The sequence below is a fragment of the Comamonas sp. GW821-FHT11H03 genome (assembly GCF_058807955.1).
The window spans coordinates 613400-634580 of record NZ_JBXARF010000002.1 but is presented as its reverse complement, the minus strand read 5'-3'; the positions used below and the strand labels follow the sequence as shown (position 1 = coordinate 634580).

17 protein-coding genes are annotated in these 21181 nt (G+C 63.0%); 16 read left to right on the top strand and 1 reads right to left on the bottom strand.

Features of this window, described 5'->3' with window-relative positions:
- The first annotated feature begins 368 nt into the window (after window positions 1-368).
- The 11 genes from AC1RTQ_RS07330 to accD all read left to right on the top strand — a co-directional run bounded on the left by AC1RTQ_RS07330 (window position 369) and on the right by accD (window position 14538).
- Complete coding sequence (locus AC1RTQ_RS07330; protein WP_304351413.1) at window positions 369-1337, top strand: LysR family transcriptional regulator; 969 nt, start codon at window positions 369-371, stop codon at window positions 1335-1337.
- 57 nt (window positions 1338-1394) lie between these two features.
- Window positions 1395-2816 (top strand): 3-isopropylmalate dehydratase large subunit, encoded by a 1422-nt coding sequence (gene leuC, locus AC1RTQ_RS07325; protein WP_492874853.1) that lies wholly within the window; start codon window positions 1395-1397, stop codon window positions 2814-2816.
- Window positions 2817-2941: 125 nt separating this feature from the next.
- Entirely contained in the window at window positions 2942-3598 is a 657-nt protein-coding gene (gene leuD / locus AC1RTQ_RS07320; RefSeq protein WP_302091970.1) for a 3-isopropylmalate dehydratase small subunit, read from the top strand.
- A 265-nt stretch (window positions 3599-3863) separates the two neighbouring features.
- A complete protein-coding gene (gene leuB / locus AC1RTQ_RS07315; protein ID WP_409814394.1) occupies window positions 3864-4940 on the top strand; it encodes a 3-isopropylmalate dehydrogenase in 1077 nt (358 codons plus the stop codon).
- A gap of 390 nt (window positions 4941-5330) precedes the next feature.
- The gene (gene asd / locus AC1RTQ_RS07310; protein WP_302091972.1) at window positions 5331-6443 is read left to right on the top strand and encodes an aspartate-semialdehyde dehydrogenase; all 1113 of its coding nucleotides are present in this window, start codon (window positions 5331-5333) and stop codon (window positions 6441-6443) included.
- 370 nt (window positions 6444-6813) lie between these two features.
- Window positions 6814-9753 carry a motility hub landmark protein FimV gene (locus AC1RTQ_RS07305; protein ID WP_492874852.1) on the top strand — a complete coding sequence of 980 codons (2940 nt, stop codon included), beginning with the start codon at window positions 6814-6816 and terminating at the stop codon, window positions 9751-9753.
- A 40-nt stretch (window positions 9754-9793) separates the two neighbouring features.
- Window positions 9794-10624, top strand: coding sequence for a tRNA pseudouridine(38-40) synthase TruA (gene truA / locus AC1RTQ_RS07300; RefSeq protein ID WP_492874851.1), 831 nt, complete (start codon window positions 9794-9796; stop codon window positions 10622-10624).
- A 42-nt stretch (window positions 10625-10666) separates the two neighbouring features.
- On the top strand, window positions 10667-11452 hold the full coding sequence (locus AC1RTQ_RS07295; RefSeq protein ID WP_492874850.1) for a phosphoribosylanthranilate isomerase: 786 nt from the start codon (window positions 10667-10669) through the stop codon (window positions 11450-11452).
- Window positions 11377-12669, top strand: a complete 1293-nt coding sequence (gene trpB / locus AC1RTQ_RS07290; protein ID WP_492874849.1) for a tryptophan synthase subunit beta — start codon at window positions 11377-11379, stop codon at window positions 12667-12669. The genes AC1RTQ_RS07295 and trpB overlap by 76 nt, the downstream gene beginning before the upstream one ends.
- The gene (trpA, locus tag AC1RTQ_RS07285; protein ID WP_492874848.1) at window positions 12666-13475 is read left to right on the top strand and encodes a tryptophan synthase subunit alpha; all 810 of its coding nucleotides are present in this window, start codon (window positions 12666-12668) and stop codon (window positions 13473-13475) included. The genes trpB and trpA overlap by 4 nt, the downstream gene beginning before the upstream one ends.
- A 187-nt stretch (window positions 13476-13662) precedes the next feature.
- Window positions 13663-14538: an acetyl-CoA carboxylase, carboxyltransferase subunit beta gene (gene accD / locus AC1RTQ_RS07280; protein ID WP_003076614.1), complete on the top strand. Its 876-nt coding sequence runs from the start codon at window positions 13663-13665 to the stop codon at window positions 14536-14538.
- A 175-nt stretch (window positions 14539-14713) separates the two neighbouring features.
- Here accD and AC1RTQ_RS07275 read toward each other — a convergent pair whose 3' ends face one another.
- Window positions 14714-15280 (bottom strand): YggT family protein, encoded by a 567-nt coding sequence (locus AC1RTQ_RS07275; protein ID WP_043371073.1) that lies wholly within the window; start codon window positions 15278-15280, stop codon window positions 14714-14716.
- 60 nt (window positions 15281-15340) lie between these two features.
- Between AC1RTQ_RS07275 and AC1RTQ_RS07270 the strand changes: the two genes are divergently transcribed.
- The 5 genes from AC1RTQ_RS07270 to AC1RTQ_RS07250 all read left to right on the top strand — a co-directional run bounded on the left by AC1RTQ_RS07270 (window position 15341) and on the right by AC1RTQ_RS07250 (window position 21114).
- Entirely contained in the window at window positions 15341-15991 is a 651-nt protein-coding gene (locus tag AC1RTQ_RS07270) for an LON peptidase substrate-binding domain-containing protein (protein WP_492874847.1), read from the top strand.
- 252 nt (window positions 15992-16243) lie between these two features.
- The gene (gene lysS, locus AC1RTQ_RS07265; protein WP_492874846.1) at window positions 16244-17788 is read left to right on the top strand and encodes a lysine--tRNA ligase; all 1545 of its coding nucleotides are present in this window, start codon (window positions 16244-16246) and stop codon (window positions 17786-17788) included.
- Between the two features lie 180 nt (window positions 17789-17968).
- On the top strand, window positions 17969-18805 hold the full coding sequence (locus AC1RTQ_RS07260; RefSeq protein WP_492874845.1) for a class II glutamine amidotransferase: 837 nt from the start codon (window positions 17969-17971) through the stop codon (window positions 18803-18805).
- Between the two features lie 107 nt (window positions 18806-18912).
- On the top strand, window positions 18913-19941 hold the full coding sequence (locus tag AC1RTQ_RS07255; protein WP_492874844.1) for a hypothetical protein: 1029 nt from the start codon (window positions 18913-18915) through the stop codon (window positions 19939-19941).
- Window positions 19942-20055: 114 nt separating this feature from the next.
- The gene (locus AC1RTQ_RS07250; protein WP_302091981.1) at window positions 20056-21114 is read left to right on the top strand and encodes a GGDEF domain-containing response regulator; all 1059 of its coding nucleotides are present in this window, start codon (window positions 20056-20058) and stop codon (window positions 21112-21114) included.
- The last annotated feature ends 67 nt before the right edge of the window (window positions 21115-21181 follow it).

The window sequence follows — 21181 nt, the reverse complement described above, 5'->3', positions numbered from 1 at the left end:
TGATTGGGAACTCTCATGACTCACATTTTTGCAGCGAATAGCCTCGATTCCGGGCTGCTTTACTGACGATTTACTTTGTCAAAGAAATGCCGGAACTCAGGCCCCGGCAAGACTTTCGCGCCCCAGGCTGGATCAGGCTCAAACGATTCTGGCATCTAGAGTCTTCGCTATGAAAATTCAAGTGCGCAAGACTGACAAATGCAACATCGCCTTTTCAGGTCTGCTCAATCCATCGCAAAGCAAGAACTTACCCATCTCCAAAATTTACCCATCGCCAAGCCAGACATCTCATTCAAAGATGGATACAGCTGGATTAATCGGTAAAAATGCTGAAAACTTCTCGAAACGAGAAGACTTGAGCCTACCCCATGAAGAATTCAGAGCGCAGTTTTGCGCGCCGCATCGATCTCACCTCGCTTCAGCTGTTCGTCGCCGTGTGCGAACTGGGCAGCATTGGCCGCGCCGCTGAACGCGAGTTCATTGCAGCCTCGGCCGTCAGCAAGCGGCTGTCCGACCTGGAAGCGACGGTGGACACCGCCCTGCTCTATCGCCACAGCCGCGGCGTGACACTGACGCCGGCCGGCGAGAGCCTGCTGCACCATGCGCGCAATGTGCTGTACGGGCTGGAGCGCATGCAAGGCGAGCTCTCCGAATACGCCGACGGCGTGCGCGGCCATGTGCGCATGCACGCCAATATGTCGGCCATCGTGCAGTTTCTGCCCGAAGACCTGGGGGCCTTTGCGCGCGAACACAGCCAGATCAAGATCGATCTGCAGGAGCACCTGAGCCCCGACGTGCTGAGCGCCGTGGCCGAGGGCACGGCCGATATCGGTATCTGCACGCTGGGCAATATCAGGAGCAGCGAAGGCCAGCAGGCCACAGTTCAGCTGACCCAGGGCAATGTGCCGCTGCAGTACCGCAGCTACCGCAACGATCGGTTGGTCGTCGTCGTGCCCGAGCGCCATGCCCTGGCCGAACGCGAAAGCGTGGCCTTCACCGAAGTGCTGGAATGGGACATCGTCGGCCTGCATGCGGGCTCCTCGATCAGCCTGGCCATGCGCTCTGCTGCGGCCCAGGCCGGTCATCCGCTGCACCAGCGCATCCAGGTCACCAGCCTGGACGCCATGTGCCGCATGATCGACAACGGCCTGGGACTGGGCCTGCTGCCCGACCGCGCCTTCGAGCTGATGCATGGCGTGGGCCATCTGCGCGCCGTGCAGCTCACCGACGACTGGGCGCACCGCGAACTCTGCGTGGTGGCCCGCGACTTTGAAGCGCTGCCGGTGACCACCCGCCTGCTGGTCGATCACCTCTGCCCTGCCAGTGCCAAGGCCTGAAACATCGCATCAAGCCACCACAGAATCCTCCCAACAAACCAACCTCACGAGACCATCATGGGACGCACCCTCTACGACAAGATTTTTGACGAGCACGTCGTTCACACCGAGGAAGACGGCACCTCTGTCCTCTATATCGACCGCCATCTGGTGCACGAAGTCACCAGCCCCCAGGCCTTCGAAGGTCTGCGTATGGCCGGACGCAAGCTGTGGCGCGTCAGCTCCGTGGTGGCCACGGCCGACCACAACACCCCCACCGACGGCTGGGAGCGCGGCTATGACGGCATTGCCGACCCCATCAGCAAGGAACAGATCACCACGCTGAACAGCAATATTGCCGAGTTCGGCTCGGCCGCCTTCTTTCCCTTCATGGACAAGGGCCAGGGCATTGTTCACGTCATGGGCCCCGAGCAAGGCGCGACCCTGCCCGGCATGACCGTGGTCTGCGGCGACAGCCACACCTCCACCCATGGCGCTTTCGGCGCTCTGGCCCACGGCATCGGCACCTCCGAGGTCGAGCATGTGATGGCCACCCAGACCCTGCTGGCCAAGAAGGCCAAGAACATGCTGGTGCAGGTCAACGGCAAGGTCGCGCCCGGCATCACCGCCAAGGACATCGTGCTGGCCATCATCGGCAAGATCGGCACCGCCGGCGGCACGGGCTACACCATAGAGTTTGCCGGCGAAGCCATTCGCGACCTGAGCGTGGAAGGCCGCATGACGGTCTGCAACATGGCCATCGAAGGCGGCGCCCGTGCAGGCCTCGTGGCCGTGGACGACAAGACCATCAACTACATCAAGGGCCGCCCCCTGGCGCCCACGGGTGGCGAATGGGATGCCGCCGTCAGCTACTGGAAGACGCTGCATTCCGACGCCGATGCGAAGTTCGACCGCGTGGTGGAGCTGGACGCCGCCGACATCGTGCCCCAGGTGACCTGGGGCACCAGCCCCGAGATGGTGCTGGGCATCGATGCCGTCGTTCCCGATCCCGACAAGGAAAAGGACTCCAACAAGCGCGGCGCCATCGAACGTGCGCTGACCTATATGGCTTTGGCCCCCGGCAAGCCCATCAACGACATCTTTGTCGACAAGGTGTTCATCGGCTCGTGCACCAACAGCCGCATTGAGGACATGCGCGAAGCCGCCGCCGTGGTCAAGAAGCTGGGCCAGAAGGTCGCCAAGAACATCAAGCTGGCCATGGTCGTGCCCGGCTCCGGTCTGGTCAAGGAACAGGCCGAGCGTGAAGGCCTGGACCAGATCTTCAAGGCCGCCGGCTTTGAGTGGCGCGAACCCGGCTGCTCCATGTGCCTGGCCATGAACGCCGACCGCCTGGAGCCCGGCGAGCGCTGCGCGTCGACTTCGAACCGCAACTTCGAAGGCCGTCAGGGCGCCGGTGGCCGCACCCACCTCGTCAGCCCCGCCATGGCCGCCGCGGCTGCCATCCATGGTCACTTTGTCGACATCCGTCAATTTGCGTAACCCCCTGAGTCACTGCGCGCCTTCCCCCCAGGGGGACGACGGCCTTTGCTGCGGGACGACCCTTGCGGGCCGTCTCTGACGCAAGACGCGAACGTCGCCAAGACCAAAGATTCTGGAATCACACCATGCAAAAATTCACCGTGCACAAGGGCCTTGTCGCCCCGATGGACCGCGAGAACGTCGACACCGACGCCATCATCCCCAAGCAGTTCCTGAAGTCCATCAAGAAGACCGGCTTCGGCCCCAATCTGTTTGACGAGTGGCGCTATCTGGACCAGCCCGGCCAGCCCGGCGTGCCCGAAGCCGACCGCAAGCCCAACCCCGACTTCGTGCTCAACCAGCCCCGCTTCAAGGGCGCCAGCATCCTGATCGCGCGCAAGAACTTCGGCTGCGGCTCCAGCCGCGAGCATGCGCCCTGGGCCCTGGACCAGTACGGCTTCCGCGCCATCCTGGCCCCCAGCTTTGCCGACATCTTCTTCAACAACAGCTTCAAGAACGGTCTGCTGCCCATCGCTCTGCCCGAGGCGACGATCGACCAGCTGTTCAACGACGTGGCGGCCTTCCCCGGCTACGAGCTGACCATTGACCTGGAGCGCCAGGTCATCGTGCGCCCCCAGGGCGAAGAGATCGCCTTCGACGTCATCGCCTTTCGCAAGTACTGCCTGCTCAACGGCTTTGACGACATCGGCCTGACCATGCGCCATGCCGACAAGATCAAGGCCTTCGAAGCCGAGCGCCTGGCGCAAAAGCCCTGGCTGGCGCATACGCTCTTGCAGAAATAACCCCCTGAGCCGCTTTGCCTAGGCGGCCCCGCGGCTTCCCCCTTTCTCGATGCGTTGCATCGGAAGGGGGACGGCATCTTCGCTGCGGGGCGGCGGGGCCGCCCAGGCCCTTGCTTGATGCCCCTTGTTTGGGGCGTGCTTATTTTTAGGTTGCTACCAATAAATGAGCTTCTAGCACTTTCTATTCATGGATATCAGCATTAATTCAATCTGAAATCTATGAATAACGAGCGCTGACAGCTATCAAATTAATCAAAGGAACATCATGAAGATTGCAGTCTTGCCCGGTGATGGCATCGGTCCCGAAATCGTCGCGGAAGCCGTCAAGGTGCTCGAGGCCCTGGATCTGGGTCTGGAGATGGAAACCGCTCCCGTGGGCGGCGCCGGCTACGAAGCTGCCGGCCACCCCCTGCCCCCCGCCACGCTGAAGCTGGCCCAGGAAGCCGACGCGATTCTGTTCGGAGCCGTGGGCGACTGGAAGTACGACACACTGGACCGCCCCCTGCGCCCCGAGCAGGCCATCCTCGGCCTGCGCAAGGCCCTGGGCCTGTTCGCCAACTTCCGTCCCGCCATCTGCTACAAGGAACTGACCCACGCCTCCAGCCTCAAGCCCGAGCTGGTGGCGGGCCTGGACATCCTGATCATCCGCGAGCTGACCGGCGACATCTACTTCGGCCAGCCGCGCGGCCGCCGTGTGGCTCCCGACGGTCACTTCCCCGGTGCCGAGGAAGCCTTCGACACCATGCGCTACACCCGTCCCGAGATCGAGCGCATCGCCCATGTCGCCTTCCAGGCTGCCCAAAAGCGCAGCAAGCGCGTGACCAGCGTGGACAAGGCCAATGTGCTGGAAACCTTCCAGCTGTGGAAGGACGTGGTCACCGAAGTCGCCAAGCAGTACCCCGATGTGGCGCTGGACCACATGTACGTGGACAACGCCGCCATGCAGCTGGTCAAGGAGCCCAAGCGCTTCGACGTGGTGGTCACCGGCAACATGTTCGGCGACATCCTCTCCGACGAAGCCTCCATGCTGACCGGCTCCATCGGCATGCTGCCCAGCGCCAGCCTGAACGACAAGAAGCAAGGCCTGTACGAGCCCAGCCACGGCTCGGCCCCCGATATCGCCGGCAAGGGCATTGCCAATCCTCTGGCCACCATCCTCTCGGCCGCCATGATGCTGCGCTTCAGCCTGGGCCAGGAAGCAGCCGCCCTGAAGATCGAAGCCGCCGTGCAAAAGGTGCTGGCCGACGGCCTGCGCACCGCCGACATCTACAGCGAAGGCACGACCAAGGTCAGCACCCGTGAAATGGGCGATGCCGTGGTCAAGGCCCTGGCCGGCGTCTGAGAACGTCATTACGATCCAGGCCTGGAAGCCGCTGATACCCCGCCACTGCCGCAAGGCGGCGGCTTGGGGCTGACGCATTTTTCGGCATCAAACGAACAAAACGTCAAAAATAAATCACCTATTTCGACGTTTTGACTAGAGTTTCAAGCGCTTTTAGTTCTTCAAGCTTTTGCTCTAGTCGCTAGAATGACAACTCTTATGTTTGCCGCACGCACCTTCGCTCCCGAGATCGTCACACCCGCAAAGCTTGCCGGTGTGAATGCGCGCGCAATCACCATTAAGACGATTACAGGCTGACCCAGCCCGGTTCGTCGCGCGCCCCCTCCGGCCCTGACGAGCCGGACGAATCAGTCTCAAGCTACTGTTTTCAAAACTGAAAGGGCGTTTCAAATGAGCAAGCAATTGGTAGGTTTGGTGGGCTGGCGCGGCATGGTCGGCTCCGTGCTGATGGATCGTATGCAGGCCGAAGGCGACTTCGCGCTGATCGAGCCCGTGTTCTTCTCCACCTCCAATGCCGGCGGCAAGGCTCCTGCCATGGCCACCGTGCACACCGAGCTGAAGGACGCCAACGACATCGCCGAGCTGTCCAAGTGCGACATCATCATCACCTGCCAGGGCGGCGACTACACCAAGGAAGTCTTCCCCAAGATCCGCGCTGCCGGCTGGAGTGGCCACTGGATTGACGCCGCCTCCTCGCTGCGCATGGAGAGCGACGCCGTCATCGTGCTCGACCCCGTCAACGACGACCTGATCCAGCAAAAGCTGGCCGCCGGCGGCAAGAACTGGATCGGTGGCAACTGCACCAACTCCATCCTGCTGATGGGTCTGGGCGGTCTGTTCAAGGCCGGTCTGGTGGAATGGGTCTCCTCCATGACCTACCAGGCCGCATCGGGCGGCGGTGCCAACCATATGCGCGAGCTGCTCAAGGGCATGGGCGTGGTGCACGCCGCCGTCGCCGACGAGCTGGCAACCCCTGCTTCGGCGATTCTGGAAATCGACCGCAAGGTAGCCCAGACCATCCGCGAAGATGTGCCCACCGAATTCTTCGGCGCGCCTCTGGCCGGCGGCCTGATCCCCTGGATCGACGCGCAGCTGCCCAACGGCCAGTCCAAGGAAGAATGGAAGGGCCAGGCCGAGGTCAACAAGATTCTCGGCACCGAAGCCACCATCCCCGTGGACGGCCTGTGCGTGCGCATCGGCGCCATGCGCTGCCACTCCCTGGCCCTGACCCTGAAGCTCAAGAAGGACCTGCCCCTGCAAGAGATCGAAGCCCTGATCAAGGGCGGCAACCCCTGGGTCAAGTTCGTGGCCAACGAGCGCGCCCTGACCGTCAAGGAGCTGACTCCCGCAGCGACCACAGGCGGCCTTGACGTTGCCGTGGGCCGCGTTCGCAAGCTCAATATGGGCCCTGAGTACGTTTCGGCCTTCGTGATCGGCGACCAACTGCTGTGGGGCGCTGCCGAGCCGCTGCGCCGCATGCTGCGCATCCTGCTGGCTGCCTGATCTGCGCCGCCACCAAGCCCGCAGCGGGCTTGATCCAGCGCAGCAAAGCGCCGCTCATCCGCGTGATGAGCGGCGCTTTTTTGCTTCCCAGACCCCGGGCTTGGGCGACAATTGCCCACCTATTCGGGCGAATGCAAACCGTCAGCAAACCTACATTAGGTTTCAGCTCGTTGCCAATCGACAACAATTGAGAGCCTTGCCGACCCTGCAATTGCTCACATTGCAATAGCGTCGTTGACAATGCAAACTGTGTCCGCCGGGCCGAGAGACCTTTGCCGCGTGCTGGAATTTCCAATTTTTATGTGCACCGCAGCCACAAACCCGATAAGAACAAGAGGGCTGTAGGCTGCACGAATCAAGTCTGAGCCCTATGCAACGCTGGAAACTTTCTGCGCTCGCCGCAGCCTCCCTCGCACTGTCAAGCCTGCCGGCCACCGATGCATGGGCATTGGCACTGGGCCGCATCACGGTGCAGTCGGCTCTGGGCGAGCCCTTGCGTGCCGAGGTCGAGATCCCTCAACTCAGCGCTGCCGAGGCCGACAGCCTGCAGGCCGCTATCGCATCGCCAGCGGCATTCCGCGCCCAGGGCATGGAATTCACAGGCACGGCCAACTCGGTGCGCGTGCAGGTGCAAAAACGCGCCAATGGCTCGGCCGTGCTCAAGCTCAGCAGCTTTCAGCCGGTCAATGATCCCTTTGTCGACCTGGTGATCGATGCCAACTGGGCATCGGGCAAGCTGCAGCGCAACTACACCTTGCTGCTCGACCCCCCTGCAACGCGCCGCCCGGCCCCGACGCCCACGACCGCCGCCCAGGCCACGCCTGCCGTGGTGCCTGCGCCTGCACCTGCGCCTGTACGTCCCGCCGTGACTACACGCCCGGCACCCGGCTCCGTCAACATGGCCGGTCGGGACCTGCGCAATGACCGCGATCACGATGAAGCGGCAACCAAGCCTCAGCAAAAGCGCCAGGCTGGCACTGCAGCGCCGGCTGGCAGCGGTGATGAAGTTCGCGTCAGGACAGGCGACACCGCAGGTCGCATTGCTGCGGCGCACAAACCAGCAGGCGTCTCGCTCGATCAGATGCTGGTCGCCATGCTGCGCAGCAACCCACAGGCCTTTGTCAATGGCAATATCAACCGCATGCGCAGCGGCGCGGTAATCCAGTTGCCCGATCAGGCAGCCGCCCAGGCCACCTCGGCCAAGGAAGCACGCCAGATCATGGCGGCCCAGTCCAAGGATTTCAACCAGTACCGCCGTCAACTGGCTGGCGTGGCGCCTGTGGCCCCTGTGGAAGCAGCATCCCGCAGCGCGTCCGGCCAGGTTCAGGCCCATGTCGCAGATGCCAAGGCCGCCACCGCAGCTCCCGACAAGCTGACCCTGTCCAAGGGCTCCGTCAAGGGCGCGGCCGCCGATGAGCAAGTGGCCCAGCAAAAACAGGCCGCAGACCAATCTGCCCGCGCCGATGAGCTCAAACGCAATATGGCCGAGCTGAGCCAGATTGCGGCAGCCACCAAGCCCGCAGGTACGGCTGCCGCTCCCGCACCAGGCACCCCGGCTGCCGCTGCGCCAGCGGCAAGCCCCACAGTCACAGTGCCCGCGGCCAGCACCGCCAATGCAGCAGCGCCTGCCCCCGCTGCGGCTGCGGCTGCTGATGCGGCTGCAACGCCTGCTACCCCAGCCACACCCGAGGCTGCGGCAGCCGATGCGGCCAAGCCAGGCGACACCATGCCTGCACCAACTCCGGCCGAAGGCGAACCGGCACAGGCCGCAGCCGAGCCTGCCACGCCGGCACCGGCACCGGCACCGGCTGCACCTCCCAAGCCTGTGGCGGCACCGGCCCCCATTCCCGAGGAGCCCAGCTTTATCGACAGCCTGATGGAAGACCCGACCATCCCGCTGGCTGGTGCAGCACTGCTGGCCCTGCTTCTGGGCTATGGCGGCTACCGTGTTTCTCAGCGTCGCAAAGCCGCCGCAGCAGGCGCGGACAGCATGCTGGGCGACAGCCAGCTGTCCGCGGACTCCTTCTTCGGCGCCAGCGGCGGCCAGCGCGTGGACACCACGACCAGCAGCAGCCAGATGTCGGGCCAGTCCATGCAGTACTCTCCCAGCCAGCTCGACGCCGGCGATGTGGACCCGCTGGCCGAAGCCGATGTGTACCTGGCCTACGGCCGCGATCTGCAGGCCGAGGAAATCCTCAAGGAAGCGCTGCGCACCGACCCCAACCGTCTGGTGCTGCACCAGAAGCTGGCTGAAATCTATGCCAAGCGCCATGACCGCATGGCCTACGCATCAGTGGCCAACAACGTCTTTGCCCTGACCCAGGGCAAGGGCCCCGAATGGCAGCGACTGGCCGATCAGGGCCGCATCCTGGATCCGGAAAATCTGACCTACCAGCTGGGCGGCGCCCCCCAAGCTCCTGCAGCGGCAATTGCGACCCCAAGCGCCTTCAGCCCCACCAGTGCCTCAAGCGCTTTGCAAAGCGGTGCCGGCGCGGCCGTGGCCTTTGGCTCGGCACTGGCTGCTGCACAGGCAGCCGAAGCCGCGGCCAGCCGCGAAGGCCCTCCCACGGAGCCCGCCGGCATGGACTTCAACATGGATCTGGAGTTGCCGGCGGACCTGCCTGACACCGCAGCCAGCGCAGCGCCTGTGGCCTCCGAACCAGTCTCCTTGCCCAACGAACAGGACTTCGCAGCACTGGCACAGTGGGACACTCCTGCTGCCCCCTCCGCAGAGCCGGCAGTTGCAACCGCAGACAATGGCCTGAACCTGGATCTCGATGATCTGGCCTCGTTCAGCCTGCCCGCCACGGCATCTCAAGCCCCGGCCCCAGTCGCAGCTCCCGCGCCCGCCGAGCAAAGTTCTCTGAATGCGCTCGAGTTCGACCTCAACAGTTTCACCCTGCCTTTGCAGACACCGCCCGAGCCGGGCGGCGGACTGGATGCAGCTCCGCTGAACCTATCCTCCAACCTGCAGACACTGGACGAAGTGCAAGGTGCCGAAGCCCTGACCCTGCAGCAGCCAGCCCAGGAGAGCGACAGCCCCGCCGCCGCTCCTGCACAACCCGAGGTGACTTTCGACCTCAGCGGCCTGTCGCTGGATCTGGGCACATCCGATATCGCCGCGCCGATCGATGCCGTGCCAGCCCCCTCCGAACCGGAGGACCCGCTGGCCACCAAGCTGGCCCTGGCCGAAGAGTTCAATGCCATCGGCGACAGCGACGGTGCGCGTACACTGATCGAGGAAGTGATCGCCGAAGCCCATGGCGATCTCAAGGCCAAGGCCCACAGCCTTCTCTCTCAGATTGGTTGATTGATTTGATGCATTCAGACCCCGCGCCGGGAGCCATGCCATGCGCATAGCTCTTGGCGTCAGCTACAACGGTCAGGCCTATCGCGGCTGGCAAAGCCAGCCCGATGGCAACACCGTACAAGACAAACTCGAAGCGGCCCTGGGCCGCTTTGCTACTCAAGAAGTCTCCACCATCTGCGCCGGTCGCACCGATTCCGGTGTGCACGGCCTGATGCAGGTCGTGCACTTTGACACCGAGTTGCAGCGCGCGCCCAACTCCTGGGTACGAGGCACCAACACCTTCTTGCCCAAGGACATCGCCGTGCAATGGGCGGCCGAGGTCGCTGACGGCCCGGATGGCTTCCATTCCCGGGCCTGCGCCACCGCGCGCCGCTATGCCTATGTTCTGCTGCAATCGCCCGTGCGCCCCAGCGTGGACCAGGGCCGGGTGGGCTGGGTGTTTCAGGCTCTGGATGCGCAGCGCATGCGCGCAGCCGCCGATCTGTTGCTGGGCGAGCATGATTTTTCGTCCTTTCGCGCCGCAGGCTGCCAGGCCAAGAGCCCGGTCAAGACCCTGCGCCGCATCGACATCCACTACCGCCCCGCAGGACAGGCGCCCATGCGCGACGCGCAGATGGAATACGGCTACTGGCGCTTCGAGTTCGAGGGCAGCGCCTTTTTGCACCACATGATCCGCAACATCATGGGTTGCCTGATCTACGTGGGCCAGGGCTCCAAGCCCGTGGAGTGGATGCAGCAGGTGCTGGAGGCACGCTCGCGCGAAGTGGCAGCCCCCACCTTCTCCCCTGACGGGCTGTACTTTCTCGGCCCCATTTACGATACACGCTGGGGCCTGCCTGTAGACACTCCCCCGTTTGCCTGGCTGCCCTGAGCGGCCAAGCACCATCGATTGCTGCAACGCCAGAGACTTGCCATGTCTTCCATTGCCCCCCGCACCCGCATCAAAATCTGCGGCCTGACCCGCGAGCAGGATGTCGACGCCGCAGTGGCCGCCGGAGCCGATGCCGTCGGCTTTGTGCTCTATGCACCAAGCCCGCGCGCCGTGACGCTGCAACGCGCGGCCGAGCTGGCTCGGCGACTGCCGCCCTTTGTCACACCTGTTTTGCTCTTTGTGAATGAAACAGCTACCAATGTGATAGCTGCCTGCGACCGAATATCAAACGCCTGCGTGCAATTTCATGGCGATGAAACGGCTGCGGATTGCGAGGCCGCCACCCGGGGCGTGCAGCCCTGGTTGCGCGCGGCGCGCATACCCCTTGGAGACGATGCGGCCCAGTTTGACCTCGTAGAATATGCCCAACGTTATTCAAAGGCCCAAGCCATCCTGCTCGACGCCCATGTCGATGGTTATGGTGGCGGCGGCAAGGCATTCAATTGGTCACTTCTGCCAACAAGCGTCGACTCTCACCTCGTTTTGTCTGGTGGACTCACGCCTGCAAACGTGACCGATGGCATCTTGCAAGTGCGCCCTCGCGGGTTGTCTCTGGCCGTTGATGTGAGCTCTGGAGTCGAGGCCGATGGTCCCGACGGCAAGCCTCTCAAAGGCATCAAGGATGCCCACAAGATTCATCGCTTCATTGCTGCCGTACGCGCAGCTGATGCCCAAATTTTGCAGACTGACACATGTTTGAATACCAGTATCCCGACGTCCACGGCCATTTCGGCCGCTACGGCGGCAGCTTCGCCAGCGAAACCCTGACCCACGCCCTCACCGAGCTGCGTGAGGCCTACGCAAGGTATCAGAACGACCCCGAATTCGTCGCCGAATTCCAGTCCGAGCTGGCCCACTATGTAGGCCGTCCCTCGCCCGTCTATCACGCCTCGCGCATGAGCCGTGAAATGGGCGGTGCGCAGATCTATCTGAAGCGCGAGGACCTCAACCACACGGGCGCGCACAAGATCAACAATGTGATCGGCCAGGCCATGCTCGCCAAGCGCATGGGCAAGCCGCGCATCATTGCCGAGACGGGTGCCGGCCAGCACGGCGTGGCCACGGCCACCATCTGCGCGCGTTACGGCCTCGAGTGCATCGTCTACATGGGTGCCGAGGACGTGAAGCGCCAAAGCCCCAATGTCTACCGCATGAAGCTGCTGGGTGCGACCGTGGTGCCTGTCGAGTCCGGCAGCAAGACCCTGAAGGACGCGCTCAACGAAGCCATGCGCGACTGGGTGGCCAATGTGGACAACACCTTCTACATCATCGGTACCGTGGCCGGCCCCCACCCCTACCCCATGATGGTGCGCGACTTCCAGAAGGTCATCGGCGACGAATGCCTGACGCAGATGCCCGAGTTCCTGGGCGCCGACAAGCAGCCCGACGCGGTGGTTGCCTGCGTGGGCGGCGGCAGCAATGCCATGGGCATCTTCTACCCCTATATCCCCTACGAAGACACCAAGCTGTTCGGCGTGGAAGCGGCTGGCGAGGGTCTGGAATCCGGCAAGCACTCGGCCTCGCTGCAAAAAGGCAGCTCGGGCGTGCTGCACGGCAACCGCACCTTCATCCTGCAGGATGAAAACGGCCAGATCACAGAGACTCACTCGGTGAGCGCCGGCCTGGATTACCCCGGGGTGGGCCCCGAACATGCCTGGCTGCAGGAAATCGGCCGCGCCCAGTACGTGGGCATCACCGATCAGGAAGCGCTGGACGCCTTCCACTACCTGTGCCGCGCCGAAGGCATCATCCCGGCCCTGGAGTCCAGCCACGCCGTGGCCTATGCCATGAAGCTGGCCAAGACCATGCGCGCCGAGCAATCCATTCTCGTCAACCTCTCCGGCCGCGGCGACAAGGACATCGGCACCGTGGCCGACCTGTCGGGTGCCGAATACTTCGACCGCCCCTCCATGCGCGGTCTCACCGTCAAGGGCGCTCCCGGACATGATGCAGCCAAGGCTGCCTCAGGGGGCAACAAGTTATGAGTCGAATCACCGCCACTTTCAGCAAGCTCAAGGAAGAGGGCCGCAAGGCCTTGATTCCCTATGTGACTGCAGGATTCCCGTTTGCCGCCATCACCCCGCCCCTCATGCACGGCATGGTGGAAGCCGGTGCCGACGTGATCGAGCTGGGCGTGCCCTTCTCCGACCCCATGGCCGACGGCCCCACCATCCAGCGCGCAGGCGACAAGGCCATCGCCAACGGCGTGGGCCTGAGCCAGGTGCTGGCCTATGTGGCCGAGTTCCGCAAAAAGGACCAGACCACGCCCGTGGTGCTCATGGGCTATGCCAACCCCTTGGAGCGCTACGACCAGATCCATGGCGAAGATGCCTTCGTCAACCATGCCGCCGCATCCGGCGTCGATGGCGTGCTGATCGTGGACTATCCGCCCGAGGAATGCGAGGAGTTCGCCGCCAAGCTCAAGGCCCGCGACATGGACCTGATCTTCCTGCTGGCGCCCACCAGCACGGAGGAGCGCATGCAACAGGTGGCCCGCGTGGCCAGCGGCTACGTCTACTATGTCTCGCTCAAGGGCGTGACCGGTTCGGGCGCTCTGGACACCTCGGCCGTGGAGGCCATGCTGCCGCGCATTCGCCAGCATGTCAGCGTTCCCGTAGGCGTGGGTTTCGGCATTCGCGATGCCCAGACCGCACAGACCGTGGGCCAGGTGGCCGACGCCGTCATCATCGGCAGCCGCATCATTGACCTGCTCGACAACCAGCCCCACGAGAAGATCGTGCCTTTGGCAATAGACTTTCTGCGTGGCGTGCGAAAGGCTCTCGACGCATAATGCAGCCCTGAAATCAGCCACCCCCTGAGCGGCTTTGCCGCTTCCCCCTTGAAGGGGGACGACAGCCTCGCAGCGGGGCGGCCCTTGCTCGCTGTCCCTGACCGGGATTGCGCCAGTGCCTGCGCCGCGCCGCTCTCATGGGTTGCGGGTGGCGCGCAGTGCAGTGGAAACTGAAAAGGAAATAACCATGTCCTGGCTTGAAAAACTTCTGCCTGCAAAAATCCAGCAGACCAATCCGACGGAACGCCACCAGCAGATTCCCGAAGGTCTGTGGATCAAGTGCCCCAGCTGCGAAACCGTTCTGTACAAGACCGATCTGGAAAAGAACCAGAACGTCTGCCCGACCTGCGGCCACCACCACCGCATCGGTGCGCGTGCGCGTCTGAACCATTTCCTCGACGCCGAAGGCCGCTATGAACTGGCCCAGGAAGTCATTCCTGTCGACCCGCTGAAATTCAAGGACAGCCGCAAGTACCCCGAGCGTCTGAAGGAAGCGCTGGAGAACACCGGCGAGACCGACGCACTGATCGTCATGGGCGGCTCCGTCAAGAGCATCAATGTGGTCGTGGCCTGCTTCGAGTTCGACTTCATGGGCGGCTCCATGGGCTCCGTGGTCGGCGAACGCTTTGTGCGCGGCGTGGAAACCGCCATCGAGCAGAAAGTGCCCTTCATCTGCTTCACCGCCACCGGCGGTGCCCGCATGCAGGAAGGCCTGCTGTCGCTGATGCAAATGGCCAAGACCAATGCTGCGCTGACACGTCTGGCCAAGAAGGGCCTGCCCTATATCTCCGTGCTGACCGACCCGACCATGGGCGGTGTGTCCGCCGGCTTCGCCTTCGTGGGCGATATCGTGATCGCCGAGCCCAAGGCACTGATCGGCTTTGCCGGCCCTCGCGTGATCGAAACCACCGTGCGTGTGAAGCTGCCCGAGGGCTTCCAGCGCGCCGAATTCCTGCAGGACAAGGGCGCCGTGGACATGATCGTCGACCGCCGCGAGCTGCGTGATCGCATCTCCAGCTCTCTGGCCATGCTGCAACGCCTGCCTGCGGACGCCGTGGAATAAGCACCGGCCGACCCCAAGCAAAAAGGCTGACGCAGCATTCATCTGCGTCAGCCTTTTTTTGTCGGTTTTCATGCCTCGGGACATTCACAAGGCACCTCGGAGCAGGCTCTGGAATTGACGAGGTTTCGTCCGCCAACCTCAAGGCGGTGCAGCTTTGCCGGCCCGGGAAGCGCCCCTAGCGCACACCGGCAATCATGGACAGGCCGCCAGCCTGGACATAGTTGAGCACCATCAGCAGCACCTGCAGGCCGATCAGGGCAATCAGCGCCGAAAAGTCCACATTGCCTATCAGGGGCACCACCTTGCGTATCGGTGCCACCAGCGGATCGGCCAGGCGCTGCAGCACGCCATAGATGGGGGAATAGGGCTGAACCCAGGACAGGATGGCGTAGATCAGCAAGATGCCCATCATGCCGGACAGGATGACCTTGACCAGTCCGCAAAAAGCCAGCCATGGCAGCGCCAGCACCGATCCCTTGGCACCGAGCAGCAGCCAGATCAGCAGCACCTGCGCCAGTTGCAGCAGCAAGGCAGCAATCAGGCTGGACTTGTCCCAGCGGCCCTTGGCCGGAACGACCTTGCGCAACGGCATGACGATCCAGTCGCTCAGCGCAAAGACCAGCTGCCCCACGGGATTGCCAAACGGCACACGTTGCGCCTGCATGTACATGCGCAGCAGGCAGGCCCCGCTGATCAACCCGACGACGACATCCAGCAGAAACAAAACGATTTCAAACAGCATGTGACCCAATTCAGAAAACAGTGAGCAACTCACCTATTCATGGGATGATAGCCGGGCACCATGACCGATACGCAAAGTCTGCATTCCCTGCCCCTGTTCCCGCTGAACACGGTGCTGTTTCCTGAAGGCCTGTTGAGTCTGCAGGTCTTTGAGGTGCGTTATCTGGACATGATCCGCAAATGCCAGCATGCCGACGCTCCTTTCGGCGTGGTGGCGCTGCAGGCGGGGCAGGAAGTGCGCAAGGCAGGCGCCCAGACCGAGCGCCTGCACTCCGAAGGCGTGCTGGCCCGTATTGCCCAGCTCGATTCGCCCCAGCCCGGGCTGATGCATCTGCAATGCCGGGGCGCCCAGCGCTTTCACATCCAGCGCTGCTGGCAACTGCCACATGGCCTGTGGGTGGCCGATGTCACCATGCTGCCCGATGACCCCAAGGTCACCGTTCCCAAGCATTTGCTCAGCACCTCCTATGCGCTGGCTCAGGCCTTGCTGAACCTGCACGACCACGACCCCGATCACGCCCAGCTGCCCACACCGGCGCAGATGCACGACTGCGCCTGGGTGGCCAATCGCTGGGCCGAGATGCTGCCCCTGGCGCTGCGGATCAAGCAGCAGCTGATGACGCTGGATGCCCCGCTGCTGCGGCTGGAGCTGATCGCCGATGTGCTGGAGCAAAGCGGCATTACCGGATCGGCCCCGCAGGACGATGCCTGAAATCGCCTGCAATCGCCTGAATCCCTTTGCTGACAATCGACCAAAGCTACTTTTTCAATAGCATAAAACTGACAATCTTGGCTGCGGCCTGAGCCATTGAGGCCGCATACCGCAGCTCCCGTCAGCGCTTTGCCCGCCCGCCTACCGCTGCTTCGGCAAAAAACTTAAAATCACCGGTTTCGGGCAGCAGCCATCTTTGCTGCCCCTTGTTTCTGGCCTCCATCCGGCGCTTGTCGCTGGCGCTCTCTTTTCATGACTGAACAAAACACCTCTTCTGCGGTAGAAAACACCGCCCCTCAGGACGAAAACAAACTCATCGCCGAGCGCCGCGAAAAACTCAAAGCCCTGCGAGAGTCTTCCAAGGTCCATGGCGGCGTCGCTTTCCCCAACGACTTCAAGCCCGAGCATCGCGCAGCTGCCCTGATCGCCGAGCACGGCGACAAGGATGCCGAAGCCCTGGACGCCGCTGCCGTGGCTGTCAGCGTGGCGGGCCGCATGATGCTCAAGCGCGTGATGGGCAAGGCCAGCTTTGCCACCGTGCAGGACGCCACGGGCCGCATCCAGGCCTATGTCACCCGCGATGCCGTGGGCGAAGAGGTCTATGCCGACTTCAAGAAGTGGGATCTGGGCGACATCATCGCTGTCGAAGGTCAGCTGATGAAGACCAAGACCGGCGAGCTGTCGATCAAGGCCGCGAAAATCCGCCTGCTCACCAAGAGCCTGCGCCCCATGCCCGACAAATTCCACGGCATGGCCGACCTGGAGCAGAAGGTGCGCCAACGCTATGTGGACCTGATGACTGACGAAGAAGCGCGCAAGCGCTTCGTGGCGCGCAGCAAGGCGGTGGCCGGCATCCGCGACTTCATGGTCGAGCACGGCTTCCTGGAAGTCGAGACCCCCATGCTGCACCCCATCCCCGGCGGAGCCAATGCCAAGCCCTTCATCACCCACCACAATGCGCTGGATCAGGAGATGTACCTGCGCATCGCGCCCGAGCTGTATCTCAAGCGCCTGATCGTCGGCGGCTTCGAGCGCGTGTTCGAGATCAACCGCAATTTCCGCAACGAAGGCATCTCGGTGCGCCACAACCCCGAGTTCACCATGATGGAGTTCTACGCGGCCTACTGGAACTACCAGGACCTGATGGACTACACCGAAAAGCTGATCCGCGACGCGGCCATCAAGGCCGTGGGCACGCTGGAGTTGAGCTACGGCGGCAAGCCCGTGGATCTGGCCAAGCCCTTCGAGCGCCTGACCATCCCCGAAGCCATCGTCAAGTACACCGAAGCCGGCGACAACGTGGCCAACCGCGAATGGCTGACCAATGCCCTGAAGAAGCTGGGCATGCACGAAGACAAGGACAAGCTGTCCACCCGCACCCTGGCCAGCCTGCAGGTGCTGTACTTCGAAGAGGTGGTGGAAGAGAAGCTGTGGAACCCCACCTTCATCATGGAGCACCCCACCGAGATCTCGCCGCTGGCGCGTGCCAACGACGAGCGTCCCGAAGTGACCGAGCGCTTCGAGCTCTACATCACCGGCCGCGAATTCGGCAACGGCTTCTCCGAGCTCAATGACGCCGAAGACCAGGCTGCCCGCTTCAATGCCCAGGTGGAAGCCAAGGACGGCGGCGACGACGAAGCCATGTACTTCGACCACGACTTTGTGCGCGCCCTCGAGTACGGCATGCCCCCCACCGGCGGCTGCGGCATCGGTATCGACCGCTTCATGATGCTGCTGACCGACAGCGCCAGCATCCGTGACGTGATTCTGTTCCCTGCCCTGCGCCGCGAACAGTAAGTCTGAAATTGATAGCTTTTAGCGCTTGACTGTCTTGGTTTTCAGATACTTTCATCACTGAAAACCAAGCAGAGCAAGCGCTACTAGCTATTAAAAAATCAGCAAAAAACCGGTATTGCCCCGGTGGTGCCTGGGGCCGATAGGATGAATCCTCGGTTCCATGTCCACAAGGAGAGCGCCATGTGTCGCTGGCTGGCCTATACGGGCAATCCTGTTTCCCTGGAAACAATGCTGTTCCACGCGCGCCATTCGCTGATCGACCAAAGCCTGCATTCGAGATTCGGAGCGACGACGACCAATGGCGATGGCTTCGGACTGGGCTGGTACCAGCACCCGCACGATATGCCTTTTCGCTATCGCAGCATCCAGCCGGCCTGGCACGATCACAACCTGCGCGAGCTGTCGCGCGCCGTGTCGGCGCCCATGTTTCTTGCGCATGTTCGCGCGGCAACGCATACGCCGGTGCAGGAGACCAACTGCCATCCCTTCCGCCACCGGCGCTGGATGTTCATGCACAACGGCATGATCGAGGACTTTCCCCTGGTACGGCGCGATCTGCTCATGGCCATCGATCCGCAGTTCTTCACCTCGCTGGAAGGCTCGACGGACTCGGAGACCATGTTTCTTCTGGCCATGAGTTTCGGGCTGGAGCACAGTCCTGCGCCGGCCATCGCGCGCATGGCGGGTTTTGTCGAGGCCACGGCGCGCAGGCATGGGATCGCTCACCCGCTGAGCATGACCGTGTGTGCCAGCGATGGCGAGCAACTGGTGGCCGTGCGCTACGCGAGCGAAGGCCAGTCGCCGCGCTCGCTCTATCACAGCACCTCCTTCAAGCATCTTCACGCGCTTTACCCCGACGACCCGCGCATCGCGGCCGTTGGTGACGATGCGTATTTGATCGTGTCCGAACCGCTGGTCGATCTGCCGCAGGCCTGGGCACAGGTGCCCGAGTCGACGGCGATCGTCGTGCGTGGCACGCAGATCGAATACCTGCCATTCGCACCCATTCAAGCCTGAGGGCGTGCTCAGCCGCGCAAGCCCAAGCCCGGCGCAAGCTCATCCAATCGCCGTCGGCCATCTGGCCAGTGACTGGGGCATCAGCCCCATGGCTATACTGGCCCACCATGCATATCCCTCAATACTGGGCGCAAGCGCGGCTGCGCCATGCAACCGGCCAACGCCACGGCGCGACCGTCCAGCGTTGGGGCTGGTCCGACCACAGCCAGCAGGAAGCACAGAACCATGCGCAGCAACGAGCCCAGCAAGCGCTGGACGCCGTGCTGGCCGCCCCCACGCAACGCCACCTCGATGCGGGGTTCGAGCGCATGGAATGGCGTGGTGAATACGGGCTGGAAGGCGGCATGCCCATTCGCGAAGAGGTGCTGGAGCGGCGTGATGAATCCGTCATGACCCGCAACAGCTATGGCGCACATTGCCTGAACACGGAGAACGTGGCCATTGCCGACATCGACTTTGCGCTTCAGAAAAAGCCCGCCCGATTTCCTCTCATCTCGTCGCTGCTGCTGGCCCTGGCCCTGCCCTGGCTGTGGCTGACCCCGCTGACCTGGAATCTGGGTGCGGCACTGTTGATGCTGCTGGTGGCCAGCATCGGCCTGGTCTTCTGGTCGGGCCTGAAGCAATGGCTGCAGTCCCGCCAGGCGCAGCGCAGCCAGGCCCTGCAGCCACCGCCTGCCGAAATCGCGCTGGCAAGGGTTCAGGCCTTCTGCGCCGACCATCCCGACTGGGGCCTGCGCGTCTACGAAACGCCCAAGGGCTTGCGCGTCATCGTCACCCACGCCGCATTCAGCCCATCTTCCCCCGAGGTGCAGACACTGTTCCAGCAGCTTGAGGTCGACCCGCTGTATGCCATGCTGTGCCATCAGCAGCAGTGCTTTCGCGCCCGCGTCAGCGGCAAGCCCTGGCGCATGGGCTTGAATGGCCTGTCCACCCAGGAAAGACGCTGGCCCCAGCCTGAGGCCTGCCGGGCTTCGCGCCAGCAGTGGGTATCCGACTATGAGGCCAAATCGGCACGGTTCGCGGCCTGCCGCTTCATCGATCAGCTGGGCGCGACGACGCTGTGCTCAGCGGCCCAGACTTTTGTCATCTGGCACGATGAAAGCAGCAAGGCGCACTCCACTCTGGAATTGGCCTGAGTATCTCCGTGACCATTCGCAAAGCCTGTTGCTCGAAACCGGCGTATAAAGTAACCATATATTTCCCCGGAACATGCCTGAACTACAGATGCGTCCGCCCCTGATCTTCCTCCCATGACAGCTCTGCCATCTTCTGCATCAGCTTTGTCTGCCATCGAATCCAGCGGTGCACGGTTCTCGTCGCCCGATTCCGCGACGCCGTTCTCCGTGCTGGTCGTCGAGGATCAGGCCGTCATGCGCGCTGCTCTGGTGACGGAACTTCGCCAGGCCGGCGTGACCCAGGTGCTGGAAGCCGAAAACGGCCGCACCGCGCTGGCACTGTTTCGCAGCGAAAGGCCCGACCTGGTGCTGCTGGACATCCGCCTGCCCGGCGAAGACGGCTACTGGGTCGCGCGCCAGCTGCGCGAGGCCGAGCCCGGCGAGTGGACACCCATCATCTTTCTCTCCGGCCTGGACAACGATCTGGACGTCTGGCGCGGTATTGAGGCGGGCGGCGACGACTATCTGGTCAAACCCGTCAAACCCATTGTGCTGGTCGCCAAGCTGCGCGCCATGCGCCGCCTGCTGGACATGCGCCGTCGCCTGGTCACGGTCTCTGCAGAGCTGCATCTGGCGAATCAAAAGCTCAACGAAATGGTGGAGCTCGATGCGCTCACGGGCCTGGTCAATCGCCGAGGCCTCGATCGCATGCTGCATGCCGAAATTGCTGCGGCAAGGCGCGAGAGCAGGCCGCTGACGCTGATGCTTTGCGACCTCGATCACTTCAAGCACTTCAACGATAACTACGGCCATGTCCAGGGCGACGAATGCCTCAAGCAGGTCGGGCGTCTGCTGCGCGAAGTCTGCGTGCGCCCGCGCGACATCGCCGCACGTTACGGCGGTGAAGAATTTGCCCTGATCCTGCCCAATACCCCGCGCTCCGGTTCGATGACATTCGCCCGTGCTCTCGGCCAAATGCTCAAGTTCCTCAAGGTTCGCCCGCCAGGAACCACCGAGGATATTCCGCTGACCCTCTCCGGCGGCATTACCACCTGCATTCCCGACGAGCACACCAGCGCCGAATCCATGCTGATGCGAGCCGACGAAGCCCTGTACGCCGCCAAATCGCAAGGGCGCAACCGCTTCTTCAGCTTCGAGATGCAGATGGACACCATAGAGCAAAGACAGATCTAGCAGTCCGGATATGTCCACGAGCTGATGATAGCCAACGCACGACGCGCCCGTCGCTGCTGCCTGCTGT